Origin of the sequence: Spirosoma pollinicola (assembly GCF_002831565.1) — a bacterium.
Taxonomy (GTDB): domain Bacteria; phylum Bacteroidota; class Bacteroidia; order Cytophagales; family Spirosomataceae; genus Spirosoma; species Spirosoma pollinicola.
The window spans coordinates 864110-883898 of the sequence record NZ_CP025096.1 but is presented as its reverse complement, the minus strand read 5'-3'; the positions used below and the strand labels follow the sequence as shown (position 1 = coordinate 883898).

Here is a 19789-nt window from a genome sequence, read left to right as displayed (position 1 = left end):
TTCTCTGTGCCTCTGTGGTTAAAAAATCCCTTACTTACTATAACTAATTAACCTTCTGATACTCGACATTAGCAGCGGGTACAGCCAAAACTTCTCCCGTTAGTGTTTCGTGCATGTTCCGGCGGATCGTCTGCGAAATCTGGTTGAGGGGCAAATCATTGCAATCCAAACCGAATGGCTCCTCAATTTCATCCCCAATCATTTCTACGCCCAGCAACGCGTAGGCTGCAAACGTGATGGCCAGAATGGTAAAATAAGCGTAAGTTTCCACCAGCACAAGGGGCATTAGCAATAGGTACAACGTGATAAAAAGCTTGATGAAAAAGCTGTAAGAAAAGGGAATCGGCGTATTTTTAATCCGTTCGCAGGAGCCCGTTATATCAAGAAAAGCCTGATGGTAACTTCTAATGGTGATCATGTCCTCTTCGCTAAGCACACGTTGGCGTTTTAAAGACTGTACACGACGCAATAGTAAGGCCGCCACCCGGCTCGGAACATGTTTGTAGGGAACCAATAGGGCCAGATCTCCTTCGCCTGTTTCTTCCAGATCGGCAAAGTCGATACCTGTTCGTAAATGCCCTTTTAGTACCATCGCAAAATTGGATAGCGTGCGGGCGAAGAAAAGCCGGTTTTCAATGTCTTTTTCGGGGAGGAGCGAGTCCATCAGGACGGCAAAGTTTCGGCTGTTGTTAACCAGTATCCCCCATTGCCGACGCCCTTCCCAATAGCGATCATAAGCGGTATTCGTCCTGAATACAAGTAGCAAACTCAGCAGAATGCCCAGTAATGAAAAGAACGTTCCGTCAATCGGGACCTCAACATTGACCCAATGCTGGTCTATCAGTGTAATGAGGGAGCCATAGCCGCACACGTAGACTACCCGTTTCAAAAGTACCTGTATAACATAACTGGTATGAAAATGCCGGAGAGCCCCAAGCCAGTCTTTAGCGTTGTAAATAACCACGGTATAAAAAATAATTGAGTGAACGTTTATCAGTAATGTGATGGATAACTAAGGTACAAATCAGCTAATTACAAATTCGACTTTACCCCTATTATCGCTTAATGATGATCAATTTTAGATTTATTTAAAGAATTAATTAAACCATTCGTGGGCGATTTGTTCAAAAGGCCAAATACAACCTGAAACAGTTCATAACCATGAAAAAAGTATTGCTCACTGCCGCCACCCTCGTTGCTTTACTTACCACTGGTGCCATGGGACAACGGTATGGCTATCCTTCACCCAATACCAACTACCCGCAGCAACCGGGTTATAATCAACAACCCGGCTACAACCAGCCAGGCTATGGCCAGCCAAATTACAATTATGATTATGACGATTACAAATTTGACCGTCATCTGGACTGGTGGGATCGTGAACTGAATTTAACCCGCCGGCAGGAACGCGAAATTCGCCGAATTCGGGATCGGTTCAGCCAACAAACCCAAAACATCGATGCCCGTGATCCTCGCCAGCGCGATTTCTTCCGGCAGGCACGTCAACGGCAATTTATTGATATGATGGCGGTACTTGGACCTGAGCAACGCGACCGGGTTATCGAACGCATGCGACCTTATGAACGCATGGCAGACCGGGGGCGTGGCTATGGAAACGGAGGATACGGTAACGGTCGTGGCTCAGGCAACAGGCCGTACGGCTATTAATTAAAAGAAGAGAGAGGAGTAAATAGCCGTCCAGATTGGGCGGCTATTTTTGTATTTCCACTTACCCTGTGCAACAACCGCCTGAGCAACATAGGATTGTAAAATCTGTCGTTGTTTCGTATTTTTCCCGGAAACTCATTACGCAAATCAGAATGTTAGTCCATCAACGAATCAAGCAAACGGGCGTGTTGCTGGTTGCTGCCGCTACTGCGACGTTGGCTCAGCCCTCGCCCACACAACCTAAAATGACCCAAAATCCATTCATGTCGTCTTATACGACACCGCACCAAACGGCCCCATTCGACAAAATAAAAAATGCCGATTACCTGCCTGCCCTCAAAGATGGACTGGCTCAGGGACGCAAAGACGTTGATGCCATTGTCGCCAGTACTGCTACCCCAACGTTTGACAACACCATTGTTGCCCTCGAACGCTCCGGCGATTTGCTCAATAAGGTGACATCGGTACTGTTCAATTTAAACAACGCCGAAACAACGCCCGAACTTCAGAAAATTGTGAAGGAAGTGTCGCCAATGCTGAGTGAGTATGGCAATGACATTACACTAAATGCAAAACTGTTTGCCCGTATAAAAGCGGTTTATGAGCAACGGGCCAGCCTGAAACTGGATGCTGAGAGTAGTATGCTACTTGAAAAGGCATACAAACGGTTTGCCCGGAATGGAGCCAATCTGGACGAAAAAGGGAAAGAACGTCTGCGGGCAATTGACAAGGAGCTATCTCAATTATCGCTCCAGTTTGGCGAGAATGTCCTGAACGAAACCAACGAATATGCGATGGTGGTAACGGACGAGAAAGACCTTGCCGGTTTACCCGATTTTGCCCGCGACGCAGCTAAAGAGACGGCCAAGCAAAAGGGTAAAGAAGGCTGGGTGTTTACTTTGCAGGCACCAAGCTACGGCCCGTTCATGCAGTATGCCGATAATCGGGAGTTGCGGAAAAAACTGTTCATGGCCTATAACGGACGTGGCTTTCACGGCGATAAAAACGATAACTCGGGCAATATCAACAAGATCGTAAACCTTCGCTACGAGCGAGCTAACTTGCTGGGGTATAAAACCCATGCCGATTTTGTGCTTGAAGAAAGTATGGCTGGTTCCCGAAATAAAGTGCAGAGTTTTCTGGATGAACTGGTAACCTATGCCCGCCCAGCCGCCGAACGCCAGCTTCTGGAGCTAACGACCTACGCCAAAGCACACGGCTTTGCAGATGATAAAATCCAAACCTGGGACAACAGCTATTATGCCGAAAAACTCAAGAAAGAAAAGTACGATCTGGACGACGAAACGTTAAAGCCTTATTTTAAGCTCGAAAATGTGCTGGACGGTGCATTTACGGTAGCCAACAAGCTCTATGGCATCACCTTTAAGGAGCGCACCGATATTCCGGTGTATAATTCGGAAGTAAAAACCTTCGACGTTTTTGATAAGGACGGTAAGTTTTTAGCTGTTTTTTACGGCGATTATTTCCCTCGTACCGGAAAACGCAGTGGTGCCTGGATGAATGATATTCAGGGGCAAAAAGTTGAGAATGGTGAAAACATTCGGCCGCATATTATCAATGTCTGCAATTTCACCCGCCCCACCGATACCAAGCCCTCATTGCTGACCTTCTATGAGGTCACGACACTCTTTCATGAGTTTGGCCATGGGCTGCATGGTATGCTGGCTAACGGAAAATATGAAAGCTTAAGCGGCACCAGCGTTCCCCGCGATTTCGTTGAACTGCCCTCGCAGGTGATGGAAAACTGGTGCTACGATCCCGAAGCCCTAAAGCTCTTCGCAAGGCATTACCAAACGGGTGAGGTCATCCCAAATGAGTTGATCGAGAAAATTCGTGCCAGCCAGAATTTTATGGCCGGTATGGCCAACCTTCGTCAACTTCGGTTGGGGTTGATCGATATGTTTTACCACGGACAGAAACCCTCCGGCGAAACTATTTCGCAGGTTGAAAGCCGGGTGGATTCTGTTGCTAATTTATTTCCCCATGTTGACGGAATCGCCGTTAGTCCAGCTTTCTCCCACATTTTTGCGGGTGGTTATTCGGCGGGGTATTACAGCTACAAATGGAGTGAAGTTTTAGATGCCGACGCCTTTGAGTTCTTTAAAGAAAAAGGAGGTCTGGATAATAAAGCAGCTGCCGACAGTTTCCGCAAAAATGTGCTGGAAAAAGGCGGTAGTGAGAAGCCAATGGAGCTTTATAAGAAATTCCGGGGGCGCGAACCCTCGCCTAAAGCAATGTTACGACGCAGTGGTTTGATTTTGTAAACAAGTTTTAAGCCTGGTAAAACAAAGCGGAGATAGCCAGTTAGTGGCTATCTCCGCTTTGTTTTACTAATAATCTTATCTAGCTAAAAACCAGCCACTTTAAGCAAGCCAGTATGGCAAAAATCAGCAGTAAGGGCCACAAGCTCTTTACAAATTGCCAGACAAACGAGCAGATGATCTCAAACTGACTCATATTATTGATAACTTATCGGTAGGATAAACACGCCTACGCCGATTGATACTGTGTATTAAAACTGAGTATTTGTACGACATAAAAGTATGGTCGAATCAAATTCGTTTTAACCCTGATCAATTAAATTGTAATTAAAATGATTTGTTGAAGCAAGTATATTTACTAATAAGTAAATACTGGTCTTTTCTATAAAAATTGGACGAGGATAAAGCGGGCTGTCAGCTAGTTGGCATGCTGTTTTTGAGCTCTTTTGCGAACTGGAAAGACTCAACACAAACGTTCGTATCTAGCCAATCGGTAGCGTAACGGTGAACGTGGTACCAACATCCTCTGTGCTGTCAATCTCAATAACACCATTTTGTAGGGTGATGTATTCCAGACAGATGGACAAGCCAAGGCCAGTTCCCTTAATATCTTTCGCATTGCTGGCTCTGAAAAATTTGCTAAACAAATTAGGGATGTCTTTTTTAGGAATACCTCTGCCATTATCCATTACGTCAATACTACACGTTTCTGGTTCGTAGCGAATGGTTAAAACTGGATTTCCCGTTGAAAATTTGAAGGCATTTGTAAGCAGATTCGTCAGAACGTGTACCATTAGTTTTTTATCAACGATCGCATCAGTAGCCTGTCCTTTCGTCTGAACAGCGACCTGCCGTTTATCCGGCCTATCACAAAAATCAAGTGCTATCAATGTCTCCACTAAGTCAGTTAAATCAGTTAACTCCAGGTTTACCTCCTGTTTTCCTTCATTCAGTTTACTGATCGTTAATGTATCGACAATTAACTCATTAAGCGCCATGACCTTCAGAGAGATGTTGTTCGCATGTTTATTAATTGCCGGTGTTATGGGGTTACCTGCCTCCAGATTAGCGTAGTATTTCAGTAGGTCAATACTGGTGCTGATGGCCGTGAGAGGAGTTCTGAATTCATGCGAGGCCGTGGCAATAAATTGTGATTTGAGGTCATTCAACTGTTGCTCCTTCTCGAGAGAATCTTTTAGAATTTGTTCTTTCTCTATGAGTGGGGTAATGTCAGTGGCAATACCAATCAGGCGGGTTTGCGCTTTGTTACCTTCCTGAATCCCTACCAACCGGGCACTTAGCCAGCGAAGACTCCCGTCCTGATGCCGGGCTCTGAATTGAAACCGCAGTCCTGGCTCTGGTTTCGTAAAGGCACGTATGAGTAAGGGTCGATCTTCTTCAAGAATAGTGGATAAGAAAATTTGTGGATTGGCATATATCTCCTCCAGCGGAATACCACTTAACTGCTCGAAAGCCCTGTTAATGTAAAGATACTGAGGGTTATTGCTATCACGTATCCAGAAAAGCTCATCAACGTTCTCGGCAATTTCCCGGAACCGCTGTTCACTTTCCTGTAATGTATCTTCTGCCTTTTTGCGTTCGGTAATATCGGTCAGTGTGCCGGCAGTTCCGGTGATTTGATTCTGATCATCCAGCGTTAGCTGCGCAAATACGTCGATCCAGCGAAAGTCTCCGTCTTTGTGCCTGTAGCGGACTACATGCCGACAGAATTTTTTCTGACGAGCAATCATTGGCTCAAATAATGCCTGATTGCGTGCCTGGTCGTCGGTTAAAACATGGTTCAGAAAAAGCTGTCCTATCGATTCGTCAACGCTAAACCCGGTTATCTCCTCCCAGGCAGGATTCAAATAGGTCCATAGACCATTGGAATCGGTTTGGAAAACGGCCTCTTTCATATGGCCGACCAGTGACCGATATTTGTTTTCGCTCGCCTGTAAAGCCTGTTCCGACATGCGCTTATGGGTGCGATCCCGAATCATACCCACCATTCTACTGTTTGCTCCGTCAATAGGCTGGGCCATTATCCCGTCTACCCGTATATAATGGGTTATCCGGCTGATTGGGTTAATCACCCGAAGTTCGAGGTTAAACGGGCTTTTACTTGTTCGAACAGCCTGTTCATACTGATTAAAAAAGAGCATGTCGCCCGGATGTACCAATTGCTTTATCTCATCCAGATGCTGAATTCTAATCGAGCTGGGTATATGCAGAAGTTTGTAGAAAAAGTCATCCAGCGTAAACTCATTGGTCTCCAGGTTCCACTCCCAAATACCCAGCTTCCCGGCACGTATCGCTAATTGAGCCCGTTCGTTGGCTTTGATGAGCGCCTGCTCAACAGCCTTCAGATTCGAAATGTCTGTTATGATATCGACAAAGCCCAATAAGTTTTTTTGGTCATCATAGAAACCGCTAATGGTTGACAGCACCGGAATTAATTGTCCGTCTTTGGTTAGTAGTGTATTTTCCCGACGTATAAAGTCATGTTGTTCAATATAGGCCGTTATAATAGCCTCTCCAGCCACTTCAGGCTTGTTCAGGTCGGGTTTTAACTGATCAATCTGATAATTATGGGCATTCGGTTCGCGAAGGGCTCCCGGTTTAACCTTGCCAACCAACTCATCGGCGCTATAACCCGTAAATTCTTCTAAAGCAGGATTTACCAATTGGATTATGCCATGTACATCGGTAGCGGCAATGGCCAGGCCGGCATATTGTAAAATAGCCCGATTTATGGCTGAAAGCTCTTGAATTGTGGTTGTCCGTTCGGCTACGTTACGCTCCAGATTGGCGTTGGTTTGCCGAAGTTCTTCTTCTATCTGTTTGGTATGGGTAATATCGTTGACCGAAAACAAAAGATCATTTTCCACTCGTACTAGTGAAAAGTCACCCCAAAATGCCCCCGTTGGCAGTTTATCCAGTAGTTGAAACTGCTGACTTTCGCCAGTTTGAATAACCGTGACCATTTTGTCGAATACGCCACTCGTCAGCAGGTGTGGAAACAGGGTTAACAGCGATTGCCCAATCATGGCATCCTGGCTTAAACCGGTAATTACAGCACTTTTTGGATTGTTTACCAAATAGACAAAGTCGATGATCTTGTGATCGACATAGATAGGTTTCAACAACGCTAATCCTGTAGGACTGGTATTGATGACCGCCTGTAACAACTGGTTGCTTCTGTCCAGTGCGTTGGCCTTTACCAGTAACTGCTGATGAACTTCATCCTGGTAAGTTGCAACTGGCACAATGAACGATGATTGCCCATTGGGGTTATTTAATAAATTACTTGCCTTCTCCGCTGGTAACCCGCCAAACTGCCTGATTTTATCTGGATTCCTAAACGTTACCTCTTTTAGATAAATAAGGCATGTTTCAGTATGTCTATAAATCGAGCTCTCTATCCAGCGGCCTCTTTCCGGTACATACGACTCAGTTATGTGCGGAGTACTCGTTTTCAAAACAGCGTAAACAGATTGAGCCAGTGATTTTAAATACGGATTCGTATCGAAAAAAAATGGACTCGGTGGACTATAATTAATCGCTAATAAAGCCGATGCATAGGGGTTACAATAAGTAACGACTAAATGTTGGCTGGATATAATATCAGAGGACAGTTCACACTCAATTACCCCAATTGGAAGATCGACAAGATCACCGGATAATAAATCATATTTGTTAGATAAGCTATTGACTTTCATGAAGTTATAAACTGTGTACTAGAACTAAAACAGGCCTTCGTTGAGTAAGCAAAATAGGAGAGATAAACGGCTGATAAATAAATGCCTAGGTTCATAATCAGTTTCTGTCGAAAGGATAGATAGTTTAATTAATCAACGTCGGTAAGTCGATCTTTACCGTTGTCACTCCCTGTGAAGCACTGCTCACCGTTAGCTGTCCCTGGTTTAGCTCAATAATTTTTTTGACGATAGACAAGCCCAGCCCAAAGCCCTGTTGTTCGTAGTAATCTCTATCAAATTGCTTGTAGGGCGAAATGTGAGGGATGTCTTCCTGTTTGAAGTGCTGACCCTGACTGGTAATGGTAATACGGTAGCCGGCATCAACGATTTCTCCCCGCAGCAAGATGCTTTGGTCGACCTGCGAGAACTTGAATGCGTTATCAATTAATTCGTCCAGACAGGTTTTGAGATTGGCTTCCGAAAGGCCGATTTGAGCTGTTTCCACGTCAAACTGACATGAAATCTGGCGGCTCTGTCGTTGCTCAACAGCCAGCACATAGTCGGCAATGAGTAACGATGATATGGACGTCCTACCAGTGGTATACGTGCTATAGGCACTGTGAGTGGGGTTAAGCCGCTGCAAAACGTCCATCAGTTGAACATTGTCCAGTGATCGTTTGAGCCGTATGCCGCTTAAATTGATCATTCTGGCCATCATCTCAGTGTCTGCGTCACTCAACTGCTGATGCCTGGTCATCAATATGCTGGAAAAACCAATGATACTGGTCAGTGGCGTGTTGTATTCATGACTCGACACAGCCATCAGGTTATGCCGAAAGGTCTCGATTTGTGCTTTCAGAGCGATTCTGCGGAGTTCTTCGCGCTGTAAACGGCTGTCTATCGCCGATTTTAGGTGCTCATATGTAAAGGGCTTGGTCAGGTAATCGTCAGCTCCCAGTGCCATACCTTGTCGGATATCGGCTGATTCCGTTTTCGCGGTCAGGAATATAAACGGGGTGTTGGCTGTCAGTCGGTTATTGCGGACCATCTTCAATACCTGATACCCATCAATGACCGGCATCATAATGTCACACAAGATCAGATCCGGCGGGTGTAGCAGAGCCTTACCAATGCCCTGCATACCATCCATTGCCGTTTCAACCTGAAATCCCTTAAGGGTTAGTAGTTCCTCCAGGTTTTCATTAATCTGGGGATCATCTTCAATAACAAGTAGTTGAATAGCCATTGGTTTTACTATAATTAGTTTTGGTGCCGTATCTGATTGACATGTTTTGGTTAAGGTCAGGCGTGAACGACTGAAGTTACCTCCACTTCATACGCCTGTTTGATTGGCAACGTAACGGTACAGGTGGTCCCTTTTTTTTCTACACTTTGGATGTCCAGATGCCCTTTGTGCAGATCAATAAATTGTCTGGTAATTACCAACCCCAGGCCGGTACCCGGAATAGCGTTTGTATTACTGGCCCTGTAAAAAGCCTGAAAAAGATTTGAGATATCTTTAGCCGGTATGCCAATTCCCTCATCCTTAACCTCCAGAAGCAGGCGGTCATGCTCAAAGCAGATGCGCAAACAGGGGCGTGTGTTCGAAAATTTAACCGCATTCGAGAGCAGGTTAACCAGTACATTACGAATCAACTTTTCGTCAAGAAACACGGGGTGGGGCGTTCCTTCCTGTACCAGCTGAACGCTATCTTGGTTTGACTGGCTGAAGTGAGTAGTTATGATTTCCTGGCATACAGATTTGATATCGACCCAGGTCGGTTTGAATTTTACGTTGCCTGATTCAATCGTGCCAATGGTCAGAATGTCGGTTAGCAGGATATTGAACTGTTCAATTTGCCTATCGATAACTGCCAGATGCTTTTTCACCTGAATGCTGGAGTTCTCAAACGGCATGTCCAGATACAACTTTATTAAATCGGCACTCGACTGAATGGTGGCTAGTGGCGTACGGAATTCATGAGAAGCCGTCGAAACAAATTGCGATTTTAATTGATTCAGATCCTGTTCCCGCAAAAGTGCTTTTTCTAAAATCAATTCCTTTTCCTTATGGATGGTTACATCGTTTGCAATACCAATATGACGAATGACTTTACCGGACGCATCGCGTATGATAAACGTGCGAACAAATAGCCAGCGAATGGGTTGATTCGTTATTATTAACCGAAAATACAGTTGACCTTCCTGCCCCGCTTTGTATTGGTCAATCAACGCCAGAACGGCCGTATGGTCTTCCGGTTCGATTATTTTTAATAATGAACTAAGTTTTTTCTCAGGCGAGTGGGGGTTCATATGCCACAGTCTTTCAAAAGCGGGGTTCACATAGAGTAGTTTAAATGGGTCGGCCTGATGCACCCAGAAAAGCTCATCAACATTTTCGGCAATTTCTCTAAAGCGCTGTTCGCTTTCCTGAATGGCTCTTTCGGCCTCTTTTTGCGCCGTGATATCCCAGATAATACCAATTTGACGGATGGGCTTCCCCTGCCGGTCATAGATTACGTGCCCGATTGCCTGGACATAGCGAACGGCCCCGTCTGGACGAATGATGCGGGTCACGTTCGCAATCGACCCGCTATCTAAGTCGTGTTGAAAACGATCCATAAAATCCGGAAGATCATCGGGATGGATTAAGGCTAAAAAATCCGGAAATTCAACCGGTGTTTGGCTTGGCTCCATCCCATAAATTTCCCAAACCCGATCGTCCCAGCTTAGCAGGTTGGTTTCCATATCAACTTCCCAAATGCCCTGGCACGCGGCCTGAGTAGCCAGTTCAAGACGTTGATTAGTACTGTGTAACCGGGCCTCCACTGTTTTCAATGCAGAGATATCTGTAGCGATACCTACATACCCCAGTAAGATTCCGTCTTCATCATGTAAGCTGCTTGTAGTTAATAAAGCGGGTATCCGTTGGCCAAATAGACCTACAACGTCACATTCACATATAAAATAGCCCTGAGCCGTTAGTTCGTCCAGGTTGTTGTTCAAGGGTGGGCAGGTTGGGTCATCAGGCTTGTAGGTAACGAACTTAAGTGGACTTTCTGGCGAATCCCGTTCAAACCGAGTGGTCCGGCCAATGAGTTCTTCAATCTCAAACCCCAGTAATTCGGCACAGGCCTGATTGGCTGTCTGAATGATCCCTTCATGGTTTGTCGAGATAATAGCCTGGCCGGCATGTTTCAGAATCGCTTTATGTAAATTAGACAATTGAGAAATCTCTCGCTTTCGGTCATCAATTTGCTGTGTCAATTGATTCGTTTGGTGATTGATCTGTTCGGTTAACTGCTGCTGATATAAGACCATACTCAACGAACCTGTTAACTCACGGGCAATCTGGCTGTACTCCTCGGTAAAAAAATAAGGACTTATAGATGCCATAAGGAACGCACCAATGCATTCTTGTTTATAGAACAAAGGAATAAGAAGCGCCGAGCGAAATCCCTGCGTATATAGATCCAAGGTATCGGACAGGCCGCCAGCATGAATTTGCAAGTCGGGATAGTCGAACAGGTCGTCTGGCTGCGGAAATTGATCCTGAAAGCCGGGGATCGAAAGAACGGTGGTTTCATCAGAACAGACAGTCATCGTCCCATCGGTCACGGTGTAGTGGACCGTTGTTATAGTTGCGTCAGCATCTAGCCGGAGTATGGTTAATCGATCAAAGGGAACCATGAATTGTAGGTACTTCATGGCAATGGATAGGGGAGACTGATTATTTAGTCGATAACTTAGTAATGCTTTATCGATTTCATTTAATCCTTCCAGCCGCTGGTTTGCCCGGACGAAGGCGGTTTCTTTCTTAAGTCGTTGCAGCAGGCTTGTGAGCAGAGTGGCTAATGTTTCCAGCAGCGAAACGTCATGGTTATCCCAGGTATGGGTTTCCTTCACCGTGTAGAAGCCAATAAACCCCTGCACTTTTCCCTGATGCACCAGGGGTACAAGGGTCATTGAATAAATCAGTGCTTTAGTCAGAATTGCTTTTTCCTGCCCGGCTTCGGGCGGTAGCTGGTCGACGGTTACATGAATAAGCTTCCCTTGTTCCACTTGCCTGTAAGTCCAGCCAAATTGCGTTACGGGTACTTGCTGGATAGCACTCTTTTGGGATGGCATCGTGGGCGCGCACCATTCATAGTTACAACTGCCTCGCTGGTAATCATCTGAATACAAAAAAACGGATGCCCGTCCGGCACCAATATGTAGACCAACCTGCTCTAAAGCATCAACAATTGTGTTGTCCAGCTGGTAGTCGTCAAGGTTGAGTAGCTTGTGTAAAATACGCGAACTGATGGCCTCCATTTCCAACCGTCGCTTCAAGTCATGTTCCACCCGTTTTTGTTCACTAACATCCTGCAGGCTAATCATAACCTGTTCGTCTACCCGAAGTAATGCCATTCCAAGACACCTCCCCTGATCATAGTGGAGCCACTGTCGGGGTTCTCCGGTCTGGTAAACGTATTGTAATTCATTGATGAGTTCAGTATCTGTTTCATTCGAAAATAGCTTGCCAATCGGTTGACCAATTAACTGGTTAGTTGATTTAGCAAGAATCCGGGCAAACGCCGGATTGACATACTGACAGCAAAATCCGGTTATTTCACTCCCCGTACAACTAACCGGTTTAACTATAGCAATACCCTGTAAATAGTTATCAATTCCTAGTTTAAATAGATTTCTATCCTGATTCATAATCTATATAGTATAGTAGCGGTAATAGAGAGTAGGCTAGCCTTGTAGCCAATTCTTAAAAGCTTTAAACCGGGCCTTGGGTAAAATCACTTCCTGAGTGTTACCAGTACTATTTATTTGTATGCAATACTTGCCTTTCTCCCAATAGTTATATTCCAGAATGCTGCTGCGGTGTAAAATAAAATGCCGGTTAGCTCTGAAAAATTGCTGAGGATCAAGTCCTTGCATTAACTTATCGAGGGTAATACTGAGATGAAAAAGGCCCCGTGAATGCCAGACAAAATAGCCCCTCTTTTGGGTATTGAAGCAACGGCACTCGTTGATCTTCAACAGCATATAGCCACGCTCATTGCGGCCCTTAACTGTAGTTAAAAAATTAGTTGACAAGGCTATTCGGCCTTGCTGTTCGACTCTTTTCAATCGGGTGGCAATGGCGGCCAACAAGCCGCTGATTGAAAAAGGTTTGGCCAAGTAATCGTCGGCACCTAACTCCATAGCCTTGCGTAGGTCAATCATATCCGCTTTTGCTGTTAAAAAGATGAACGGTATATGTGACAAAGCGGGAATGCTACGAGTGGATGTCAACACCTGATGACCATCTATATCCGGCATGGAGATGTCACATAAAATTAAATCAGGTACTACCTGATCGATTAGCCTAATTCCCTCCATTCCATCAGAGGCTAAGGAGACGTCAAAGCCTCTGAGCATCAGCAATTCAGCTACGTTTTCACGTACAAGTAAATCATCTTCAATATAAAGTATTTTAACCGGCATAAAGTGGTTAGTACGCCTGTGAGCGAATTTATATATAGGCCTGGTGGAAACCGGTGTACACAAACGAACTGTGCAAAAAGCAGGTCTACACCAGCGTTCTGAATTGATCCGTTAAGTACGTTGAGTAAGAGAAGAGAAAAATCAGTCGTATCACTGACTTAAGAAATCCATATAAGCAAGCAGAGATGCCTCGATTATATGGATTTGTACCAAGTTAAGATCAATGTTGAGTAATTAACTTTTAAGCAATATTGATTAACTTATAGTTAATTGTTTATCAACAAAAATAAGAATTATAGCTAAATAACACTGATTTATTTTATAATAAACTCTATTAATTGTATAAATGAGTACTAATCAATATCTTAAGTTTATAGAAAATTATATATATGGTCTTATAACATTGATAATTTTAGCTGATAAGTATATTTACTTGCTTGCAAAAGGGTGTAAATATACTTATTAGCTTACCTGAATAGGCGATCGGTTCGTTTATATACGTTTAGTTTCCTCATTCAGAAAATATAAGGCACGTCCGTTAGGGGCAATGAGTTGGTTTAGTAGGATCAAACGAAACGAAAAAATTGATCCAGGTCAAACGAGCCAGGCGGAAAACGGGTGGGGTCAGTAGAATGATAAGCGCCACTAAAATGAGTAGAAAAATTGTCAGATTCATATCCATAATTACCTCAAATAAAACAAAGCAGGTCACAATCAGGGCCACGTAGTAGGCGTAACTCACATAAAGAGCGCCCGTGTAATAGCCAGGTTCGCGGCTGAATCGCTCCCCGCAGCAGGGACACTGATCATTCATTTTGTCAAATCGCTTAAGGATATAGGGGTTGTTGACGGCGAAGAAATTGCCAGTTTGACAACGGGGACATTTATTGAAAAAAATACTATAGAGTTTACTTCCTTTACCCATGTTCTTGCTCCTCGATTAACTTGTACTTCGTCTGTGATATGCCCTCAACTGAACCAAACGTTCTACTGCTATGACTACTAACTTTATGGGTTTTTGTTCATCAAGGGCTTATTGTAAGGGAATGGGTATGAAAGACGATGTCAAAAAGATGAGCATATTGCTGAATTATCAATAAATATTTTGGGCAGAACGTAATTAAATATGAAATCAATAGCAGTGGCCCTGATGTGTATGTTGTTCCTGAGCGAACAACTTTTTGCGCAAAAAGTGATGAAGCCATCGTTTCCGGATGGCAGTCCGATCAGCAGCTGGTTTACAACTACCCTGAAAATGAGCCTGGCGCAACTTGGAAAGACGTATGTCATTACTGACTTTGGCGCAAAATCAGACAGCACACTTGTTCAGACCGACGCTATTCAGAAGGTGATTGATCTCGCAGCCCGGAAGGGTGGGGGTGTCATCGTGATCCCGAAGGGTACATTTATGAGTGGCGCTTTATTTTTCAAGAACAAAACCCATTTGCACCTGGCAGAAAAGGCCGTTCTTAAAGGCTCTGACAACATTGCCGACTACCCAAAATTACCGTCCCGAATGGAAGGGCAAAGCCTGGATTACTTCGCGGCCTTGGTTAATGCCTACCAGGTAAATGGGTTTTCGATATCAGGAAAAGGGACGATAGATGGGAATGGGTTGCGCTTCTGGGAAGCGTTCTGGGCCAGACGAAAACAAGATCCAAACTGCACGAATCTGGAGGTATCCCGCCCACGCCTTGTGTTTATCTGGAAATGCAACAATGTACAGGTTCAGGATGTAAACCTGCATAATTCGGGTTTCTGGACAAGTCATTATTATCAATGCCAGAATGTGAAAATTCTGGATGCCCATATTTATTCGCCCTACCAGCCGGTGAAAGCACCAAGTACGGATGCCATAGATATAGACGCCTGCACAAACGTACTGATTAAAGGGTGCTATATGTCGGTTAATGATGACGCAATTGCGCTGAAAGGCGGCAAAGGCCCCTGGGCCGACCGTGTGCCGAGCAACGGCGCGAATACCAATATCATCATCGAAGACTGTGAATTCGGGTTTTGCCATTCGGCGCTTACCTGTGGGAGTGAAGCGATTCATAACCGAAACATCGTTATGCGAAATTGTTTTGTGAAGGAGGCTAGCCGGGTGTTATGGCTTAAGATGAGGCCCGATACACCACAGCTTTACGAATACATTCTGGTTGAAAACATAAAAGGCCAGGCGCACAGCCTTCTGTATGTAAAGCCCTGGACACAGTTTTTTGATTTACAGGGACGACCGGATGTTCCTCTTTCCTACTGCGACCATGTGAGCCTCAAAAATATCGAGCTTCGCTGTGATACCTTCTTCGACGTGGCTATTTCAGAGTACGACAAGCTTTCAAATTTTACGTTTGAAAATTTCGAAGTTGAGAGTAAAAACGCGGCTATCAATAAAAAAGTTGTTAATGGATTTACGCTCAAAAATGTGAACGTCAACCACAGGATCATGGACTAAACAAGATTGACTCTTCTCAGTTTACCGTCATAAAACGGATCTCTTATGCAATCAGAACCAAACCTGAAGCGATTTTTAGACGCCCAGATAAACGATTATTCCACAGCCTTAAGGGAAATAAAGAACGGACGAAAACAGAGCCACTGGATGTGGTATATATTTCCACAAATTAAAGGTCTTGGTATCAGTGAAACGGCGAAATTTTATTCCCTGAACGATAAACGGGAAGCCAAAGCCTACCTGGATCATCCAATCCTGGGAAGTCGGCTGCTTGAAATTTCAAATGCCTTACTTGGCGTAGCCGGTAAATCGGCCAATCAACTACTTGGTAGTCCAGATGATATGAAATTAAAGTCGAGCATGACGTTGTTTAGCTCTCTGGACAATGCAGATCCTGTTTTTCAGGCTGTTTTAAACAAATACTATGAGGGAGCACTTGATCAGCGCACGTTGTCTATTATAAACGATGTCCCTTAGGGCGAAGGGTTGAAATCGGATACTGGAACCCTCAGTAACCGGAGGTCAATACGTCTAGCGAATTGTCAGAAAATCGCATCGACTTAGTGCAGAACAAACGTCAAATTAAAGACAAGCTGACCAACAGAATTCGATATCAAGAAACAAATAATAGGTGCCAATTTATTGCCCGGATGGCCCAACTGAAAGGCACCAGGCAACGTTCCAAGCTGATTATTGGTGCTTACCGGCACCTGCCGGGTACACTCGTTTTGTCAAAAAAAAGCTGACTCCAGTTTGGAGTCAGCTTAACTAATACGGGTTCAATGCATTTTCTATAAAGTAGTTGCTACGGTGGGTAGCTTGCAAAAAACTAGCTTGCAGGCTGGGCTTCATAGGTAGCCAGTACCTCTTGAGTAGGCTGACCGGCAATGATTGTCTTGATCATCTGCAAGGGTACGCGCACCCAGTCGGGGCGATGATTCAGTTCGTAATTCAGATCGGAAATGGCTTTTTCGAGCAGATACGTTTCGAGCATCATTTGCAGATCGTCGGTACTTTTGGGAATAAATGAGCTATTCTGAACCGTTTCCAGGTAAGCCCGGACAAAAAAACCACTCATGTAGTGCGCCCAGAATTCAGCATAAGGTATCAATTGTGTGGTTTCATCGACTGACACCTGGTTATTCCTCAAAAAGCCTTCGTGAGCTACGTAATGAAACGAACGGATCATAGACGCTACATCACGCAGGGGCGACCGCTTTAAACGCCGTTCGCTATAACTACGACTAGGGTCACCACCAAAATCCTGAATGGCAATGTCTTTGCCTGTCAGCAGAATTTTTTCCAGCTGCAAATCCCCGTGAATCCTGATTTTCGTAGCATCTAACTTTTTCGCGTAGATCCGTTTGAGTGTCGTTAATACATCGTCTTTGCGGTCCAGCATTTGGTTAACGTCCTGCCGAATGTCACTGGGTAGCCGTTGCAGGTTTCGTTTCTGGCTCTGATAACTTTCACGAACCAGCGACTGTAAGCCTGAAAACAGGGAGCGTTGATAATGAAGGGAAAATTCTTCAGGGGCAAAGTCCTTCAGGTCCTTTTCGGAGGCCATAGCCAGGTGCATCTGCCCTACACGAATACCCAATAACCGAGCCTGTTCAGCCGCCCGGCTTCCCAGCAGTTCCTGCGTTTCGACCGGTAGTTTGCTATACGCAACTGGCTGGCTTAACGTACCGCGCCGGGCCGCCATAGCCGTTGCCAGCTGGCTATTGTCCCGTGCCAGAATTCGTTCGATAAAATTGTTGACTCGATCCAGTACGTAGCTTTTACCATCGCCATGTTTAGCCACCAGTACCTGCATCGTACCTAACATGACCGGCTCGCCGGAAGCCAACAGTTCAATAGACCCGGCAAAGGCAGGTACGTATTCATACTGGGCGGTTTCGGACAGGAACCGCGTGAGTTCAGTATCAGGATTGATGGACAGCTCTACCTTTCGGTAAAGCTTTAACAGATAACAGGCATCGTAAACAATTGACACATAGCCATTACCATCGGTAATCAGTTTCGATTTTATATCGCTGTGTGTCTGCACATACGTACTTAGAGCAGGCTTACGCTGAAAGAGCAGATTTCCACTTGAGCGTGTGTTTTCACTTGCCATTTGGTGGAGCAGTGCCTGCTGAATTTCAGGTATGTATAAACCATCGCAAAGAATTCCCATCTGGTGACTAACTTCCAGTTTGGCCAGTACCGACTGCGGACAGTTATTGGTTAATTTGGTGGCTAGTGGTTCACTGGCGAAGGCGATGATCAACTGGAAAATTTCAGGTAACCCCTGTTCATACGACACCTCCAGCAGGAGAATGTAAGCCGACTCTTCAGTCAGGGGGAGTGTCGCATAATTCAGAATCGACACGCTCCGCATGGTTCGTTTTTTCTCGCTGAACCAGTCGACTTTAAGTAAATAATCGGGAAGGACTTTTGTTTCCAGTCGTTCGCGGGTGCCATGATTCATCAATTGACTCCAGATAGCTACGTTGAGCGTTGGCAATGATAATGGGTTGACTGTTGTCGATGCGACCTTCTCCAGCACAAACCACTGGTAATCATGGGGAGCCAGCGTAAAAAAGTACGATTCGTTATCGGGAACGGCCGGAAACGAATTTTTACTAAATGCCTCTACAGGAACATAGCCTTTAAAGTCACTTAATTCCACCTCGGCCGGTTGTGCATACTTCGACAGATTGACCACGATCAACAGCGTTTCGTCCTCGTAGGTACGGGTAAACGCCAGCACTTTGGGATTTTCGACGGGCAGAAATTTCATATCACCCCGCCCAAACGCCTTGTGCCGTTTGCGCAAATTAATCATCCGCTTCATGAACCAGAACAACGACGAGGTATTAGCCCGCTGCGTTTCAACATTGACCGATTCATAGTGATAGGCCGGGTCGAGAATAGTGGGCAGATAAAGTTTTTGAGGGTTTGCCTTGGAGAACCCGGCGTTACGATCGGGCGACCATTGCATGGGCGTACGAACCCCGTCGCGATCGCCCAGATATACATTGTCGCCCATCCCAATCTCGTCGCCGTAGTAGATAACCGGAGTGCCCGGCAGCGAAAACAGCAGGCTGTTCATAAGCTCTATTTTCTTCCGATTGTTATCCAGAAGTGGAGCCAGCCGGTGCCGAATGCCGAGATTAATTTTAGCTTTGGGGTCTTTGGCATAGGTTTTATACATATAGTCCCGCTCTTCGTCGGTCACCATTTCGAGGGTTAGTTCGTCGTGGTTTCTAAGAAAAATGGCCCATTGGCAATTGTCCGGAATAGCGGGCGTCTGATCGAATATATCGGTAATAGGATACCGGTCTTCCATTTGCAGGGCCATAAACATGCGGGGCATGACCGGAAAATGGTAGTTCATATGGCACTCATCTCCCTCACCAAAGTAGGACGCCGAGTCTTCGGGCCACATATTGGCTTCGGCCAGGAAGGCTACGCCCGGAAAATGGTCGTCGATGTGTTTACGCAGTTCTTTTAGAAAGGCATGTGTTTCGGGCAGGTTTTCACCGTTAGTGCCTTCGCGTTCGAACAGGTAAGGCACGGCATCCAGCCGGAAACCATCGACACCCAACTCGCACCAGAAATCAATAAGTTTAATTATCTCACTCTTTACCAGCGGGTTGTCGAAGTTCAGGTCGGGCTGATGGTGGAAAAAACGGTGCCAGTAGTACTGCTGGGCCTGATGATCAAAGGTCCAGTTGGAGTTTTCAAAATCCTGAAAGATGATCCGAACGTCTTTGTATTGGGTAGGGTCATCGGTCCAGACATAGTAATCCCGTTCGGGCGATCCTTTGGGCGCTTTTCGGGCGCGTTGAAACCACGGATGCTGATCGGAGGTGTGGTTAATGACCAGTTCGGTAATGACTTTCAGATTCCGCTGGTGGGCTTCGGAAAGCAGGGTTTTGAACTGGTCGATGGTTCCGTAGGAGGAATTGATTTTATAATAATCGGCAATATCATAGCCGTCATCGCGCAGGGGCGATGGATAAAATGGTAATAGCCAGATGGCCGTAACGCCTAATTCCTGGAGGTAATCTAATTTCTCAAGCAATCCCTGAAAATCGCCTATTCCGTCGCCATTTCCATCGCAAAACGCTTTGATGTGTAATTCATAGATAATGGCATCTTTATACCAATAGAGATTATCGGGTAATTCCTGCTTGTTGTTTATCATGGTTGCGTTG

Annotated in this window: 11 protein-coding genes; 4 read left to right on the top strand and 7 right to left on the bottom strand. The window is 45.3% G+C overall.

All coding sequences use genetic code 11. From position 1 onward, the window contains the following. Positions 1–43 precede the first annotated feature (43 nt). Positions 44–964: a bestrophin family protein gene (locus tag CWM47_RS03835; protein ID WP_100986451.1), complete on the bottom strand. Its 921-nt coding sequence runs from the start codon at positions 962–964 to the stop codon at positions 44–46. Positions 965–1161: 197 nt separating this feature from the next. On the opposite strand from CWM47_RS03835, the gene CWM47_RS03830 reads away from it, so the two are divergent. After that, positions 1162–1668 (top strand): hypothetical protein, encoded by a 507-nt coding sequence (locus CWM47_RS03830; protein ID WP_100986450.1) that lies wholly within the window; start codon positions 1162–1164, stop codon positions 1666–1668. A gap of 152 nt (positions 1669–1820) precedes the next feature. After that, the gene (locus CWM47_RS03825) at positions 1821–3953 is read left to right on the top strand and encodes a M3 family metallopeptidase (RefSeq protein WP_394341979.1); all 2133 of its coding nucleotides are present in this window, start codon (positions 1821–1823) and stop codon (positions 3951–3953) included. A 479-nt stretch (positions 3954–4432) separates the two neighbouring features. Here the strand turns inward: CWM47_RS03825 and CWM47_RS03820 are convergent, their stop codons facing one another. From CWM47_RS03820 to CWM47_RS03800, 5 genes are all read right to left on the bottom strand, one after another. Next, complete coding sequence (locus CWM47_RS03820; RefSeq protein ID WP_170069402.1) at positions 4433–7216, bottom strand: PAS domain S-box protein; 2784 nt, start codon at positions 7214–7216, stop codon at positions 4433–4435. A 577-nt stretch (positions 7217–7793) separates the two neighbouring features. Continuing rightward, positions 7794–8894, bottom strand: coding sequence for a hybrid sensor histidine kinase/response regulator (locus CWM47_RS03815; RefSeq protein WP_100986448.1), 1101 nt, complete (start codon positions 8892–8894; stop codon positions 7794–7796). A 56-nt stretch (positions 8895–8950) separates the two neighbouring features. Then, positions 8951–12352: a PAS domain S-box protein gene (locus CWM47_RS03810; RefSeq protein ID WP_100986447.1), complete on the bottom strand. Its 3402-nt coding sequence runs from the start codon at positions 12350–12352 to the stop codon at positions 8951–8953. 36 nt (positions 12353–12388) lie between these two features. After that, positions 12389–13129 carry a response regulator gene (locus tag CWM47_RS03805; RefSeq protein ID WP_100986446.1) on the bottom strand — a complete coding sequence of 247 codons (741 nt, stop codon included), beginning with the start codon at positions 13127–13129 and terminating at the stop codon, positions 12389–12391. A gap of 538 nt (positions 13130–13667) precedes the next feature. Beyond that, complete coding sequence (locus tag CWM47_RS03800; protein ID WP_100986445.1) at positions 13668–14054, bottom strand: DUF983 domain-containing protein; 387 nt, start codon at positions 14052–14054, stop codon at positions 13668–13670. A gap of 201 nt (positions 14055–14255) precedes the next feature. On the opposite strand from CWM47_RS03800, the gene CWM47_RS03795 reads away from it, so the two are divergent. Both CWM47_RS03795 and CWM47_RS03790 read left to right on the top strand, forming a co-directional pair. Beyond that, positions 14256–15584 (top strand): rhamnogalacturonidase, encoded by a 1329-nt coding sequence (locus tag CWM47_RS03795; RefSeq protein WP_100986444.1) that lies wholly within the window; start codon positions 14256–14258, stop codon positions 15582–15584. Positions 15585–15629: 45 nt separating this feature from the next. Next, positions 15630–16061, top strand: a complete 432-nt coding sequence (locus CWM47_RS03790) for a DUF1810 domain-containing protein (protein ID WP_100986443.1) — start codon at positions 15630–15632, stop codon at positions 16059–16061. Between the two features lie 352 nt (positions 16062–16413). Here CWM47_RS03790 and treS read toward each other — a convergent pair whose 3' ends face one another. Next, positions 16414–19779: a maltose alpha-D-glucosyltransferase gene (gene treS, locus CWM47_RS03780; protein WP_100986441.1), complete on the bottom strand. Its 3366-nt coding sequence runs from the start codon at positions 19777–19779 to the stop codon at positions 16414–16416. Positions 19780–19789: the final 10 nt, after the last annotated feature.